Below are 15,549 nucleotides of genomic sequence, written 5' to 3'. Positions count from 1 at the left end.
ACAATTTATATATTATTTCCTCAATATCTTCTCCATGGCTCTTCCTTTGGCCAATTCGTCAATGAGTTTGTCGAGATACCGCACTTTTTTCATTATTGGGTCTTCGATATCTTCAATACGATATCCGCAGATCATGCCAGTGATTTTCGTAGCATTGGGGTTTAATGCAGGTGCCAAATCGAAGAAATTTTCAAAATTTCTCTTTTCTTCAATAAGATTTTGCAAGGCAACTTCATCATAACCTGTCAACCAAAAAATGATTTCGTGCACTTCGGCTTTGGTCTTTCCTTTTCGCTCGACTTTAGTAATATAGTGCGGATAAACACCCGCAAAAGACATTTTACGTACTCTATTAACATCCATAAAATCAAATATTTGAAAACTCAAAAATATATAAAAATCTAACCGAAATCAAAAATTGGTTTTAATTCCATAGCTTAAATCAATCCTTCTGTTTTAAGCCTTCTTATTTATTTCGGCAGTTATCTGCTCCAGATGCAGTTTGAGTTTCTTGGAGCCATTGTAAATAATATAGATCATAAAAATGGAGATAGATATATAAACCCATCCAAAACCACCAGAAAAAATCCCATAAATCATAAGTCCAATCAATATGCCTATTAAGACGGCAGATGACAATTGTTGTTTTTTTATCTTTTTTTGTTCTATCAACAACTCTTCTAAAGGCAATTTTGTGTAATCTTTTATTTGTGACATGGGTTGGGGTTTTTGGAGTTAGTTTTTATGATTTATGCTACAAATATATGTCTTTCATTTTAGAAGGTAAAACCCGATTTTCATTCGAACCAAGGAAATATCCTTAGTATAACTGGGTTCTCTCAAGATAAAAACCTTAATTTAGCACGAAAGATGGAATATCCTTTTAATAGCTCATGAAAACTATATTTAGCTTGAACGAAGTAAAAATACTTTCTATATCATGTTGAGTTAACAAAGATAATTATCTTTGCAGTAAATGAAAGTATCTGAAAGAAATCATGATAGAGCAAATAAAATTCAAAAATTTTAAAATTTTTAAAAATTGGCAGACACTTGAAATTAAACCAATAACAATATTAATAGGGAAAAATAATAGCGGAAAAAGTGCAGTAGCTAAATTGCCTGTATTAGTAGCAGGTAGTATAAGTGGCTCATTTTCTTCACCAATTAACCTAAATTATGAGGGAATCCGAATTGGCTACTCAAATGAGGAATTATTTTATAATCGTGAAATTACTTTGGAGCCTATTGAATTTGACATTAAGTTAACCAATGATAATTTAAAAGCTTCAATAAATGGAGATAGAAACTATCAAATACGGATTTCAAAATGTGTTATCAACGGAGAAGAAACTGATTCAAAATCAAAATATAATGGCTTTATTCCCGAAAAGATGAAGGGTAAAAAGCCAGAATTATTTGACTTTGATTATATTGATTCATTTAGAAAATTTCCTGAACCACAATTCAGCGATATATACGGAGATTATTTAAAAATTGGGGTTTCTGGGGAAAGTGCTTATAAACTTATGGCACAATATCATAATCAAAATAATCCTATTCTGAATCAAATAAAAGAATGGTATAAAGATAACTTTGAAGGGTGGGAAATTGGTGTTAAGGATATTGCCGGTAGTAGTCCACTATTTGAAGTAGTTTTATCCACATCTAAGATTAAGGCAATTAATATAGTTAATACAGGTTCTGGAATTCGCCAATCATTACCTTTAATAGTTCGTTCTTATATGCCTACACAAAATCCAACAGTCATAGTTATAGAAGAGCCAGAAACACACTTACACCCTGCTGCCCATGGAGTATTGGCTCAACGATTTGCGGAATCATACTTAGAAGACAATAATAAGAAATACTTAATTGAAACGCATTCACAAAATTTTGTTTTGCGAATAAGACGTTTGGTAGCCACAGGGAAATTAAAACCGAATGATTTGGCTATATATTATGTTGATTTTGACAAAGATAGAAACGAGAGCAACTTGAGGATGATTGAGGTAGATAAAGATGGTGAAGTAGATTGGTGGCCTCAAGGAATTTTTGAGGATACATTAGTGGAAGTTATTAACTTAAGAAAAGCTCAAGAGCAAAAATGATTTATACATTTAGTGATTCTTTTTTTGACAAATCAGAAGTTGACATAACAGTTAATTTAGATAAGCTTTGGCATAACATCAAAGACAGACATGACTTATATCTGTCTAATTTTGAAGCTATTAAATCATCAAATTGGTATATTGGATTGCGAGGAAGTAGCCAAAAAGAGTTGGAAAACTTATTCATAAAAAGTGCAAATATTCCCAAAAAATCAAGTAAAATGATTATTTCCAATTCTTGTGATGATGATTCTTATTCAATAAGTGAAGCAGAAATAATATTAACTACTCCCTTAAAGATTATTTTAGAGAATATTGAATATGATTCTTATTTCTTAGATGCAATTATTTCATGCTATCCAAAGTGGGGGCAAAAAATAAAAGAACAACAAAGTAAAGGCTGGATTGAATATATAAATGGTGGAGGCGAAAGTATTTCTAATGTAGTGGTAATTCTTAAAGCAAGATTCGAAGAGCAAAAGGAAAACTTCCCTAAAGATAGTCATAGATATGTTAGAGCATTCATATTGTTAGATAGTGACAAAAAATATCCAAATGACCCAACTATAAAACCATTACATACTGCTGTATCAGAAAGCTATTTACCGTATTATGTATTAAAAAAGAGAGAAAAAGAAAATTATTTACCAAATGAAATTTTTGATGAAATTGAGAATAACGAAAATTTTATTCAAGCAATAAAAAGACTAACGCCTATACAATTAGACTTTTTTGATTTAGAAGATGGCCTACCAGATAAAAATTTTAATCAATTAGATCAAAATCTTCAAAACTTATATTCATCTATTCCTGAAAATGACCGTAGGACGTTAAGAAAAGAAAAACTTATTTTTTATAAAATAAGTGGAAAAAAAGATAGTTTTAAAGCTCGTTTTTCTCAATTATTTCTATCAGGAAGAGTCACAAGAGAAAACTTAGAAAAAAGAGCTAATTCAACAGGGAAAGACGAATTAGAACAAATTCTCCTTAAAATTCACGAATTGTTATGAATGAATTACAAATCAGTACGAGAGTGAGGCGACTTTTTCACTATTTAAGTGATTTTGAAAAAGGGGTAATTCGTGTGCCTGCATTTCAGAGAGACTTTGAATGGGACAATGCAAAAAAAATAAAGCTTTTTGAGAGCATAAAAAACGGATATCCAATAGGCTCTATTCTATTTTGGAGACCTGATTTTAGTAAATTTGATGACTTTAGAAATTTTGAGACAAACGTGATGGGCTCTTACTATTTACAGGAGAGAGCCATAGATTATTTTTATATTTTGGATGGTTATCAACGACTTTCTACTCTTTTTGGAAGTTTAATAAATCCTAATAAAACAAATTTAAAAAGAAACGATAAAGTTTGGGAAGAAAAGTTCAATTTAATATATGATATACAATTAGATAAGATAAAAGCAATTAATAAAATTAAATATGATATTCATGAAATACCATTGTTTGAATTTGTAGATGGAGATGGCTATTATGATTTACAAGAGCAACTTTTTAACTTAAATTATAGCAAAGATACTGTCGAATTGTTTATTAAAAGGTATAGGACATTTGGGAGAGCCTTATCAACTTATGATATGCCTGCAGTTGAAATGTATGGAGGTTCAATAGAGGAAGCAATTGAAATCTTTACTCGACTAAATTCTGAAGGTGCTAAGATTACTGACGATTGGAAATTATCAGCTTTATCCTTTAATAAAGAAGAAAATTTTAGGCTTGGAACGGAAATAGACGAGTTAATAGAAAGACTAAATATTTATAACTTTAAAAAAATACAGAGAAAAATCATTTTTCAATGCCTCACAAACTCCTTTGGAAATCTGTTTTTTGACCAATCAAGTCAAGGAGATATAAGCAAATTGAAAAAATTAGTAGATAACCCCAATTTCATTCCAATTACTCGTAATACACTAAAATCAATAGTGATTACAGTAAGGTTTTTATTCCAAGAGTTAAGTGTGCTTGACAGCAAGTTTCTACCATATAACAACCAGCTAATTTTTATTACTGACTTTTTTAATAAATTAGAAAAACCAAGTCAAAAACAGTTAGATAGGTTAAAACATTGGTTTTGGATTACTACATATTCCAATTATTTCACCATTTATAATCTGAGTAAACAAAGAAAAGCTTACGAAGAATTTCAAAAATTTATTGTGAACGAAAATCATAATCCTATTTATTACGATAAACCTAATATTACATTCGAGACAGTTGAATTTCCTTCTAAAATTGAAATGGGTAGTGTACGTTCAAAAGCATTGGGGTTATTTATGCTTCAATATCAATTTGTAAATCTATTCTTAGATATAAATAGAGTAAGTGGATACAAGAAATATTATTTGTTTAATGATGTGGAAGATATAAATGTTTCTGAAAACACAGTTTTGGTTATTGATGATGGTAGATATTCTATAAACAAACAAAACAAAGACCTTTCTGAATGGTTAAGCTCCGAAGTTGATTATTCATATTTTTTTATAACATATGAAATGAAAGAATTATTTAAGGAGAAACAAAGTAAATCTGATGTCTTATTAAAAAGAAAAGAGTTAATTATTGCAAAAGAAAGAGAATTTGTAGAAAACTTGTCCATAAAATACCTTTTTTATTAAGTTGAATACTCTTAATTTAATTGGCTTCTCGACATCTTCTTGATATCTAAACGAGAACATTTGGATTTTAAATCTGTAATTTAGATATTCTCAATTTACCTAATTTCAAAAAAGAAGTAAAGAAAGTTTCTTTTTAAATTTACTTCATTTATAAAAGAAAACCTATGTATCTAACTTCAACATGACCTTAGGAACATTTCAAATAGCGAATTTAAATCAAATTTTCAAAACTCGACGATTTTAAAAATATTTCACTTCCTCAATTTCCCGCTCAATCCTCCTATTAATATCAATCTTTGCACCTGAAAAGGCAAAAATCAGGGTTTTGTATTCTCGGGCGTTGGGGTTGGTGATGGAGTCGGCCAGGGTCGAGGCTTCGAAATAGGGGCTGGTTTTGGCAAATTCCTCGTGTTTTTCTTCGTATTCTTTTATGCGTATCAGGTTTCGGTATGGGGTTTTGAGGTCAAACCAGTTTATATAGTCGGCGTTGAAAGAGACGGCTTTTAGGCCAATTTTGGTGTAATAATTTATGGCTCCGGCTTGTCCGTAATTGTCACAAAGTATGAGGGTTTTGTCGGCATTGGGCAGGTGGCTATATACCGAATCTACCTTGTGGGCAAGTTCGCTCCAGCCCAACATATCGGCAAAATCTTGTGGCAGCGGGTGGTCTTTGCCGTCTTCCCAACGTAGAAGGCCAAACTTTTTGTATTTTTCGGGGTGCTCCAATATGTATTGCGGGCTTTTATTGGGAAATGCGATTCTACTAATCGGAATAATCAGCAACAGCGGTATGGCTAAAGCTGGTATTCTCAGCCATTTTTTCCAGCCTGAGGCGACGTAATTTGCCAAAAACACAGAACCAAAAGCGATATAAACAGGGTAAAGTCCAACGGCGTAGTAGTCTTTGGCTTTGAAATAGATAAAAACCAAAAGCGTAAATACAAAAGACCAGAAAAAGGCCCTGTATTTTTGAAAGGGTTTGTAAAACAGCAATGCCACCAAAGCCAAGAGGATTTCGGGCAAGGCACCTATAAAAAACAAAAGCTGAGACCTCAGAAATCCGAGTCTGTCCACATGTACCAATTGGGTTTCTTCGAGCTGTTTAAGGTGATGAAATACCGGGAAATCATTTTGGTATTGCCAAATCAGATTGGGTGCGATCAATAGCAAGCCAAGCAAAAGTGCGAGATAAAGTTTACCTCGGACAAAAACTTTACGTTGGTCGGTAAGCAATATGGCTGGGATGAGTCCGATGAGCAAAAACACGATATTGTATTTGTTTAAAAATCCTATCGCAAATACCCCAGCGGCCACAAAAAGCCATTGGGGGTTATGAGTTTTGAAGTATTTTATGATGAAAAAATACAGGCTCGTCCAACTCAAAATATCAAAAGAATTGGGCTGATACAAAGTATTGATGCGTAAAAGTGACGAAAAAACGATGCAAATTGCTCCCAAAACGAAGGCAAAAAGGTCGCCGTCTAATTCTTCGATGGTTTTCCAAACCACCAAAAGCGTAAGTGCTCCAAACAGTGCTGGAAAGAACTTAATCCAAAAAATACCATTGCCCAAAAGTAGAATAATGTAAGAAACCCAAGAAGTAAATGGCGGAACAGAAGAAAAGCCCCAAGCCAAATGATGTGCCTGATCGAGATGCAAAAATTCGTCGCGGTGGAGTTCATAATCGTCACTCAAAACGAGGTATTGCAACACAAATTTCAGAATTATTAAACCGAATAGGATTAAGGTTTGCTTTTTCAAAAAGGTATTTTTTTTCAAATATACATTAGCTACTCAAAAACTTCCTGAAGTTTTAGGATGAATGGTAGTATTTGGTAATCAAGAAGTAACATCAGCTCTAGCTTCGACATGCCCTTCGGAACATGTGGAAGAGCGGTTAAAAACTCATTTTTTATCAGACTGAACAATTTATTTCTCACTTACCTTCACTTTCCTAAACATATAGTCATTATCACTTAAACGAATAGCTTTACCACTTAAGGCTTTTACATTCTTCAGAATAACCTCTTTTGTAGTTTGATAGGGGAATTTTTCAGAATAGGTATCATCTTTCATTTCTGGATTAAAATCCATAAAAATGGCTGGTCCTGGATAGGATTCGGATAGTTTGGAGTCATCAATTTTGAGATTTTCTATCCATATTTTGGCCGGCATAGTGCACGGATATCCAAAATCATGCAAGCCTGAATTGTATCCCGAAATGAGTTGTACTTTTTCCTGGCCACTCTGACGAGGAATAAAAAGGCAATTACGGATAATTAGGTCACCATCCCAAGAGCTGCCGTAATCACTTCTTAAATTTACTATGCTCCCTCCTCTTATTATGGAGTTTTCTACCAAAAAAGTACCACTTCCTATGGCATTGATGCCCATGTGACCGAGTGTAGAGTTTCGTATGGTGGCATTGGCAACTCCCTGATGAGCATCAAATCGGGAAAGTTTACAGCCATCATACAATAAGTTTTTACAGAAATTCGAGCCTAAAATACCCCAATATTTACGATCGTCGATATCATTAGTTTGGGTGCAATTTATAAACGAAACATTCAGAGCTCTGTTAACCAAGAGGTCATAAGATCCCATAGAAACAGGTTTTCCGGCATTGCCAATGGTCTCATAGGTTTTGTGGCCCGTTAAAATGCAATTTTCTATTTTCACAAAACAACATTCGCTTATAGAAATAAAACCTCCATAGGGAGCACCTTGCTCTCCTTCATCTACGACCTCATGATATAAGCCTGAAACAACAACATTCGAACGTTTTATTGCCAAATTGCGACTGTAATAATTGTATTTAGAAGGTTCCTTATTGGCAATTGTCTTAAATCTCCCACCAGTTATGGTCAATTTATTTTCGTCTATTGGTAAAGCGGTTATGTCAGTAATTTGGTCAAAATCCCAAATAATAGGGGCAGATTGGTCTATTTGGCCTTTTTTATTTAATAAGAAAATATCTGTTTGATCGCTGCCATTGTTTTGATTCAGCCCAAAACGAATGTAGTGTTTTACATTAGAATTTGTCACGGTTATAAGGCTTCTATGCTTTAGATTTAACGCAATTTTGGTTTGGTTTCGCTTTAATGATGGAATACCTTCAATCTTCTCGGCTTTCATTTTAGAACTTACCAAAAAGACCGAACTGGTTCTGTTTTCCACGTTTGAATCATCAATTATAAAACTCGCCGTGCCAAAATCAGTGTCTGTTTGAATGATGGCCGTGCGGTCTTTACCTCCAATATAATAGATAGCCTTGTCATCGGCTTTTACTTTAAGATTATGCTCATTTGCATAGGCATGAGCAGCTGTTATGGCTTCTATGTCGTCTGTTTTACCATCACCTTTTGCTCCAAAATCACTATATTTTACTGTTTTGGTTTTTATGATGGATTCTTGTGCTTCTTTAACATTTAAAGAAAATACTGATTTATGGCTTGTAAAAAGATTACAGATAAAAAACAAAAAATAGAATAGTTTCATAATCTAGTTTGGTTTAGATAGAATTATTGTTCAAAGATATTAAAAACAAAGTTGATCGTATAAGCTTTCAAAAAACCTAAAACAGAATATTAAAATACTTGACCTCTACTTTTATGCTATGCAATTTTCTAATTCAACAACTATACCTTTTCAAATAAAAATATTTAACTTAGTAAATAAAGCTTCTACCAAGTTTACTAAATACACTTTAACAGTTCTAAGTTTTTTATTTAAATAACCCCCATGACGTAATATCATGAAAGCAAGCCACTTAAACCTATATTTATCATCAACCTTGCTTATTTTTTATTCCCAAATCATGGAAAACAAATGTATTTTCATTAAGAATGTATATTTTTATTGAAAATTCAACAATTACCTTTATTAGAACTAATTTTTAACTCCGGCAAACGCTATGCAAAATCCAGAAAAATCTCCTTTTCTTATCTTTTTCATACTTTTATTGTGCTTTTCGAATATTCGGGCACAGAAAAAGCTAAGTGATTTTACTTACCAAATACAGACAAGCAAAAGTTTAGAAATAGATATTTATCAAGGTGAAGACGGAGTTTTTTGGATAAAAACCAAAAACAATCCTAGCAATGAAGATGAACTTTCGGTTTTTGATACCCAAAAAGGAGAGATAATAGTTATAAAGGATGATAAATTACCTAAAAAGATATTTGTAAGGCAGTTTTATCAATCCAAAAATCTTGGCTTTTTTATCATGCAGAATCAAGAAAATTTTCTTCCATTTTTTGTAGTGATAAATCACCAAGGCAAGATTATAGAAAAAAAAGAATTATTACCCAATATCGATTTAAATCCAAAATTGGTAGGAATTAAGAATGAGGTTTATTTTACTATTTTAAATGATTTCTATAGTTATGACTTCAAGAATTTACAACTTGTTGAAATTCCCAAACAAAATAATATTAGTATCCAATTAAGTCAGAACCATAGCCTTTACAAAACTCAAAATGATTGGCTTATTTCTGACAACGACCTCCTAATTACTTCTAAAAAAGTTATTAAAGCGAGCTTATTTTTTAATGACTCTCAATACCGTTTGCAACAAATCGAAGATCAACTTCTTGCAATAACTAAATACGGTCTTTTTGAGATTCAAGTAATAGACGGTCAACCAGTTTTAGAAAATGTTTCGAGTACTGCCGGATTATTTTATTAAGGAAAATATAACGAAAAGTATGTTTTTGGGAAATATTTAAATTCTGAAATTACTTATTTTAACCTTGAAAATAAGAAATTAATAGACCTACAAGATGAAGTTCCAGATAAAAAAGGAGCCTTTTTTGAAAATGACAGTATAAAGTTGGTTTTTGGAATAAATGGTGGATTTGCAGGGCCGACATGGTTTTATACTTCTACATTTTATTCAAAAAATGATAGTGTTGACTATCCATTATTAAATTTCATGGATCGTATGATAAAATACTCAAACTTTGAAATCAACTCAAAAACCAGTATTTTTAAAAAAACCAAAAAGTCAACCTCCCTTATTATTAAAGGCATAGGCAAGACAGATAGATTACTTATTTTCCAGAATAAATCAAAAAATAAAAATCCTTTCATAGTCGAAAAAGTAACCGAACTAAATTCGCAAAAATGGATTGTTAAAGACTTTTTAAATTACTTTTATTATTTTGACACTCAAACCCTTGAAATAGAACTGATAAAGGACACTTATAAGGACAGAAACGTTACTAGTTTAGCAAAAAATCCAACAAAAATTGGAACTTCTATAAACATAGACGAGGATAATTTTTATTTACCTTATGCTACAGAAGTTAACAAAAACCCTATTAATTTCCTTAAGGATACTCTTACAATTAAAGAAACTTACCAGTACATTGAATATAATCCAATAACACTTCAAGATTTAAACATTTCTCAAAATCAAACAGTAAATATTAGCTATGTAAATGGAAATAGAAAAATTAAATTCGTAAAAAGAGAAGACGAGTATTTATTTTTACAACATGCTAACGATACCGTTAAAATTAATATTGGCTTACAAAAAAAATCAAATTTTCCAGTGATTTATGTTTTGAGTAACGATGAGGTAATTATTAGTTTTAATGGTGTTAATAGATATCATAATTTAAAAATTAGTTCAAATTTTGGCCTAAAGTCCGGGTCCTTAAACGTTTTAGCATACTACACTAATGAGCCAACCAAGAAAATTCTTTTCAAAATTGAAGATAATACTACAGTCGATTATTATTATTTTTTAAATGGGGAGATTAAAATAATTCCCGAATTAAAGAACAAATGGTTCAATTTTATTCATAATAGCGACCAGAGAATTTTATATTACAATGAATTAAATTCTATTTATGAAGTTGTCAATACTGAATACTTCGATTTAGAAAATTTAAATAAGATATATCTCCCTTACAAAAGTTTAACTGGCTTTCAAGGATTCAATTGGCCATATTTTCTAATTGCATCAGATTTCAATTATAATTCTCCAACCAAAATAGAAATAACAAATATTGAAGATGGTAAAAAAACTGAAATAAGCTATTCAAATTCTATTCCAAATACTTATTTTAAGATTAAAAATGAAAATATCTATTTTACTTTTTTCGACATCAAATCTGGTTCATCCAAGCTAATTAGAACTGATTTGAACTCCAAAAAAAGCTATGAACTTTCGTGGATTTTAGAAAACCCATTCTATGATAAAGATTATGTGGTTTTGTCGAAAGGAAAAAGAGGAATAATACTTAATATGGATAATTTCAGCCAAATATTTGAATTAGGTCAAATAAAAAATGACTACTATAATATTTCAATAGATGAGTATGATACTTCTAAAACCCCTTATTGGTTTGGAAATTTAGCATCTTGGGATAATACCAATCTTTTTCAATTAGAAAAATCAGATATAAAATATGAAGATTTAGAATGGATTGAATTGGAAGACGATTGGAGCTTTAATGAAATTAAAGAAAAACTACAGACTACCGTTTATCCTAACCCGAATAATGGATATTTGAATATTTTTACTGAAGGTCTTTTAAGAAAAATAACCCTTTTAGATAACTTAGGAAAACCAATTTTAGAAATGGAAAACACCGAAATAAATGGTAATATCTTCCAAAATCAAGATTTCATAAGAAAAGTAGAGGAAGCGGCTGGGTGGAAAATTAGAAATACCAATTCACCGGTTGTCTATTTTGTATTTTCTTTTGCAAACGGAAAAAAAATGACAAAAAAAATTATTGCATCAAAATAGTTACTTTTAAAATAGTTAAAAGTAAATTGAGAAATAAACCATTTAAAATATCAAACTGACCCTTTATAAACATGAAAAAACTCGCTCTTGTACTTTTAATTTGTAATTCATTTACCGCATTTTCACAATCTTATCCAGATTTCCAAAAGGATAGCTCACTATTTAATAATCTGAAATTTAGAAATATTGGACCATTCAGAGGTGGCCGCTCTGTATGTGCAACAGGAGTAATAAATGATCCCCTTACCTATTACATGGGAACAACCGGTGGGGGACTTTGGAAAACCGTAGATGCCGGAAATCAATGGAAGAATGTCTCGGATAGTTTTTTTAAAACTGGAACCGTTGGGGCTGTTGCTGTTGCCGAAAATGACCCGAACGTGGTTTATGTAGGTATGGGTGAACACGCTCCAAGAGGAGTGATGACGAGTTTTGGAGATGGTGTATATAAAAGCACTGACGCTGGACAAACATGGAAAAACGTTGGCTTAGTTAAAACCCAACACATATCTAGAATTGTGGTTCATCCAAAAAATGAAGACATTCTATTGGTGGCTGCTCAAGGTCCGCTTCATAGACCTTCTGTAGAACGCGGAATATTCAAAAGCACCGATGGCGGTAAAAACTGGACAAAAACCTTGTATATCAACGAAACAACAGGCTGTAGTGAATTGTCTATCGACCCTACAAATCCTAGAATCCTATACGCAGCCATGTGGGACCATGGCCGTAAACCTTGGGAAGTAAAAAGCGGAGGGCCTGGAAGTGGTTTTTATAAATCTACAGATGGTGGCGAAACCTGGGTAAAACTAACTGAGGGTTTGCCCAAAATGCTTGGTAAAACTGCTATAGCTATGTGCCCATCTAACCCACAAAAAGTGTATGCACTCCTAGAAGCCGACTGGGAGAAAAATGAAGGTGGGCTTTATGTATCAATGAATGGAGGTAAAAAATGGTCTCAGGTAAGTGGAGACCACAGACTGATTCAAAGGTCGTGGTATTATATTGAGCTATTTGTAGACCCAAACAATGATCTTAATGTGTATGTCATGAGTGCTCCGGCTTTAAATAGCACGGATGGAGGTGTAACTTGGAAAGTAATGTCTGGCACACATGGAGACTACCATGATTTGTGGATTAATTCTAAAAATAGCCGAAACATGATTATTTCTGACGACGGCGGTTCGGCAGTAAGCTTCAATGGAGGTGGAAGCTGGTCTCACCAAGATATGGCCACTGCACAAGTTTATAGAATAAATACTGACAACTTACTGCCTTACAATATTTACGTAGGTCAGCAAGACAATACCTCTGTAAAAATACCTTCTTGGAATATGAGTGGAAGTGGTATAGAACGCAAAGACTGGGAATATTCAGCGGGTGGAGAAAGTGCTTTTCTGGCTTTTGACCGTAACAATCCAAGATATGTATTGGGTGGCAGCTACCAAGGTACTATAGAAGTATTAGATACTAAAAATAAAACTTCTGTGAATGTTATGGCAGCACCTATTCAATATTTGGGCAAGGATGCCAAAGATATGAAATACAGATTTAATTGGAATGCCCCTATCATTTGTAGTATTCATGACCCCAAAGTATTTTACCACGGCTCACAAATGCTTCTAGAAACCAATGACTTAGGCAAAACATGGCGTGAAGCATCGCCTGATTTGACCAGAAATGAAAAATCGAAACAAGGAAAAGCGGGAGTCCCTTTTACCAATGAAGCTGTTGGTGCAGAAAACTACGGAACGCTTACTTACATTGCTGAATCTACCTTAGAAAAAGGCGTGATCTACACAGGTAGTGACGATGGCTTGGTACAAGTTACCACAGATAATGGCAAAACTTGGACAAACGTAACACCAAAAGGATTAGAAGAATGCCAAATAAACGCGATCGAAGTCTCGCCAAATAGCAAATCTACCGTGTATATAGCCACCAATAGATATAAATTCAACGACCACAAACCAGGTTATTACAAATCGACAGATTACGGTAAAACTTGGATTAAAATCAACAATGGCTTACCCGAAAATAGTATTTCAAGGGTAATAAGAGAGGATAATGTGCAGAAAGATTTATTATTTGCCGGGACAGAAAATGCTCTTTACTACTCTACAGACGGCGGTAGCAATTGGAAATACTTTCAGTTAAACCTGCCTGTTAGCCCAATAACAGATTTAAAGGTTCATCAAAATTCATTAATAGCAGGTACCTCGGGTAGGTCTATTTGGATATTAGATGATTTGAATTTGCTAAGACAACTGCTGAAAGAAGCCCCTAAAAAACATAAACTATTTGTGCCTCAAAACCAATGGATTACCAATAGTAGCAGTGTTATGAATCAAGGTTTAACAGAGTTTAAAGGAGAAGGCCAAAGTGCCGGCATCAATCCTGCCACAGGTTTGGTCTTGAACTACTATTTGTCAAAAACTGATTCCGTAAAGAAGATTACTTTGAATATTTTTGATACCAATGGCAAAACAGTAAGGACCTTAAGCTCTGAAGCCAATCCTGACTATAAAAAATACGATGGAGGGCCTAGTATTGAGCCCAAACTCACAAAAAAAATGGGATTGAATAGATTCGTATGGGATATGCGTACTAACACACTACCTGGCATACCTGATGTATATATTGAAGGAAACTATAAAGGATATAAAGTGGCTGAAGGCAAATATCAAATACAAATGATTGTAGATAAAGACACCTTAAAAACACAGGCTGAATTACTTCCGAATCCAGGATTGAAGGACGCCGATATTGATAAAACAGCCTATTTAATAGCCATGGGACAAATGCACGGCAACATCAAAGAAATGCATGAAATGATCAATGAATTGTATAAAAAACAACTACAGTTAGGCAAATTAAAAACCTCTCTAAGCAAAAAGGCAGCTGATTCAAAATTAATTGCTTCTGTAGATTCATTGATTAAAGATCTCAAAACTTGGGACGAAGCCTTGGTACAACGTAAGTCAAAAGCCTACGACGATGTGGAGAACTTTCCAAATAAATTTACATCAGACTATCTCTATCTCATCAATCAAACCGAAAACGACTGGTATCGCTTAAATCAGCCATCGATAGATTTAAGAAACCAAATGGATCCTCAGTGGCAAGCTTTTAAAGAAAAAGGAGTTAAACTTAAGAATGATCGATTAACCGAACTCAATAAAAAGTTATGGGAGGCCAATTATGGGGCGGTTTGGGAGTAGATTTAGATAAGAGTTTTTGTTTCAAGTAGGTATTTAAAGGTGAAATAAATTTGAGCTTTTGGTAATCCGAATTTCATTTTTTTTTCAGCCTTTGGACATCGGGAAGATGTCGGACAATGGAAACGTTTCTTTCATAGCTATCAAAAGCGATATATTGTTAAGGCAAAAAGATTAACCTTCATTCTGAGGACTTCTTTAATATGCTCTAAATTTGATATTTACAAAATTTGGCCATATTATTGTATAAGAGTATTTAGGACATCAAATTTAAATTTATGAAAAATCAAAAAAGTACTTTCTTGGCCATTGGTTTTGTTTTTTTAGGATTGATTGCATGTAATTCTGACAATACTACCGAACAAACCGTGGTAATAGACAACCCTGCTCCTACTGCTGTAGCAAATGAAGCACCTGATGATTATCCGCCTTTGTCTTCAATTCCTGAGTCAACACCCCCACCTTCTGCCGCTTTACCACCTCCAACATCCTTGAGTCCAGCAGGACCATTCGCCACTTCTAGTGCTCCAATTAATACTCCCGTAGCGGCTACAAGTACTGCTCGCTTAAATCCTGCCCATGGACAGCCCGGACATGACTGTGCTATTGCAGTAGGTGCTCCTTTAAAAAGTAGTGTGGCAGCAAAACCAGCCGCTGCACCAGCTATACCTGTTGCTACGCCTTTGGAAACCAAGTCTGTTGCGGCTCCTGCCTTGACTTCAACAAATCTTGATCCTAATGCAAAGATAAACCCAGCTCATGGTCAACCAGGACACGATTGTGCCGTTGCAGTAGGTGCACCCTTACCAGTAAAGTAAGTAATTTTTG

At 33.4% G+C, this 15,549-nt stretch carries 11 protein-coding genes; 7 read left to right on the top strand and 4 right to left on the bottom strand.

Translation table 11 applies throughout. From position 1 onward, the window contains the following. Positions 1-12: 12 nt before the first annotated feature. Positions 13-363 (bottom strand): DUF2200 domain-containing protein, encoded by a 351-nt coding sequence (locus EGI22_RS11015; RefSeq protein ID WP_255068418.1) that lies wholly within the window; start codon positions 361-363, stop codon positions 13-15. A gap of 93 nt (positions 364-456) precedes the next feature. Beyond that, a complete protein-coding gene (locus EGI22_RS11010) occupies positions 457-717 on the bottom strand; it encodes a hypothetical protein (protein ID WP_255068417.1) in 261 nt (86 codons plus the stop codon). Positions 718-998: 281 nt separating this feature from the next. On the opposite strand from EGI22_RS11010, the gene EGI22_RS11005 reads away from it, so the two are divergent. From EGI22_RS11005 to EGI22_RS10995, 3 genes are read left to right on the top strand one after another with little or no spacing between them, the layout of a single operon-like run. Next, positions 999-2,111: a DUF3696 domain-containing protein gene (locus EGI22_RS11005; protein ID WP_255068416.1), complete on the top strand. Its 1,113-nt coding sequence runs from the start codon at positions 999-1,001 to the stop codon at positions 2,109-2,111. Continuing rightward, positions 2,108-3,121, top strand: coding sequence for a hypothetical protein (locus tag EGI22_RS11000; RefSeq protein ID WP_255068415.1), 1,014 nt, complete (start codon positions 2,108-2,110; stop codon positions 3,119-3,121). Before EGI22_RS11005 ends, EGI22_RS11000 begins: the two co-directional genes overlap by 4 nt. Continuing rightward, positions 3,118-4,743, top strand: a complete 1,626-nt coding sequence (locus EGI22_RS10995) for a DUF262 domain-containing protein (protein ID WP_255068413.1) — start codon at positions 3,118-3,120, stop codon at positions 4,741-4,743. The genes EGI22_RS11000 and EGI22_RS10995 overlap by 4 nt, the downstream gene beginning before the upstream one ends. Positions 4,744-4,983: 240 nt before the next feature. Here the strand turns inward: EGI22_RS10995 and EGI22_RS10990 are convergent, their stop codons facing one another. Together EGI22_RS10990 and EGI22_RS10985 are read right to left on the bottom strand one after the other, a co-directional pair. Beyond that, positions 4,984-6,504 carry a glycosyltransferase family 39 protein gene (locus EGI22_RS10990; RefSeq protein ID WP_255068412.1) on the bottom strand — a complete coding sequence of 507 codons (1,521 nt, stop codon included), beginning with the start codon at positions 6,502-6,504 and terminating at the stop codon, positions 4,984-4,986. 168 nt (positions 6,505-6,672) lie between these two features. Then, entirely contained in the window at positions 6,673-8,241 is a 1,569-nt protein-coding gene (locus EGI22_RS10985; RefSeq protein ID WP_255068410.1) for a hypothetical protein, read from the bottom strand. A gap of 415 nt (positions 8,242-8,656) precedes the next feature. Here EGI22_RS10985 and EGI22_RS10980 point away from each other — a divergent pair, with 415 nt between their 5' ends. The 4 genes from EGI22_RS10980 to EGI22_RS10965 all read left to right on the top strand — a co-directional run bounded on the left by EGI22_RS10980 (position 8,657) and on the right by EGI22_RS10965 (position 15,539). Continuing rightward, positions 8,657-9,430, top strand: coding sequence for a hypothetical protein (locus EGI22_RS10980; RefSeq protein ID WP_255068408.1), 774 nt, complete (start codon positions 8,657-8,659; stop codon positions 9,428-9,430). 144 nt (positions 9,431-9,574) lie between these two features. Continuing rightward, entirely contained in the window at positions 9,575-11,503 is a 1,929-nt protein-coding gene (locus EGI22_RS10975) for a T9SS type A sorting domain-containing protein (protein ID WP_255068407.1), read from the top strand. A 71-nt stretch (positions 11,504-11,574) separates the two neighbouring features. Next, positions 11,575-14,724 (top strand): glycosyl hydrolase, encoded by a 3,150-nt coding sequence (locus tag EGI22_RS10970; RefSeq protein WP_255068405.1) that lies wholly within the window; start codon positions 11,575-11,577, stop codon positions 14,722-14,724. A gap of 275 nt (positions 14,725-14,999) precedes the next feature. Further along, positions 15,000-15,539 carry a hypothetical protein gene (locus EGI22_RS10965; RefSeq protein WP_255068404.1) on the top strand — a complete coding sequence of 180 codons (540 nt, stop codon included), beginning with the start codon at positions 15,000-15,002 and terminating at the stop codon, positions 15,537-15,539. Positions 15,540-15,549: the final 10 nt, after the last annotated feature.

It is taken from the genome of Lacihabitans sp. LS3-19 (genome assembly GCF_024343575.1).
In the GTDB taxonomy this organism is placed as follows: Bacteria; Bacteroidota; Bacteroidia; order Cytophagales; family Spirosomataceae; genus Leadbetterella.
The sequence above is the reverse complement of the archived record's forward strand: the minus strand, read 5'-3'. Positions and strand labels throughout refer to the sequence as shown.

Coding starts and splice junctions, on each gene's coding strand:
- EGI22_RS10995 (WP_255068413.1), top strand. CDS start 3,118: ATGAATGAATTACAAATCAGTACGAGAGTGAGGCGACTTTTTCACTAT.
- EGI22_RS11000 (WP_255068415.1), top strand. CDS start 2,108: ATGATTTATACATTTAGTGATTCTTTTTTTGACAAATCAGAAGTTGAC.
- EGI22_RS11005 (WP_255068416.1), top strand. CDS start 999: ATGATAGAGCAAATAAAATTCAAAAATTTTAAAATTTTTAAAAATTGG.
- EGI22_RS11010 (WP_255068417.1), bottom strand. CDS start 717: ATGTCACAAATAAAAGATTACACAAAATTGCCTTTAGAAGAGTTGTTG.
- EGI22_RS10980 (WP_255068408.1), top strand. CDS start 8,657: ATGCAAAATCCAGAAAAATCTCCTTTTCTTATCTTTTTCATACTTTTA.
- EGI22_RS11015 (WP_255068418.1), bottom strand. CDS start 363: ATGGATGTTAATAGAGTACGTAAAATGTCTTTTGCGGGTGTTTATCCG.
- EGI22_RS10965 (WP_255068404.1), top strand. CDS start 15,000: ATGAAAAATCAAAAAAGTACTTTCTTGGCCATTGGTTTTGTTTTTTTA.
- EGI22_RS10985 (WP_255068410.1), bottom strand. CDS start 8,241: ATGAAACTATTCTATTTTTTGTTTTTTATCTGTAATCTTTTTACAAGC.
- EGI22_RS10970 (WP_255068405.1), top strand. CDS start 11,575: ATGAAAAAACTCGCTCTTGTACTTTTAATTTGTAATTCATTTACCGCA.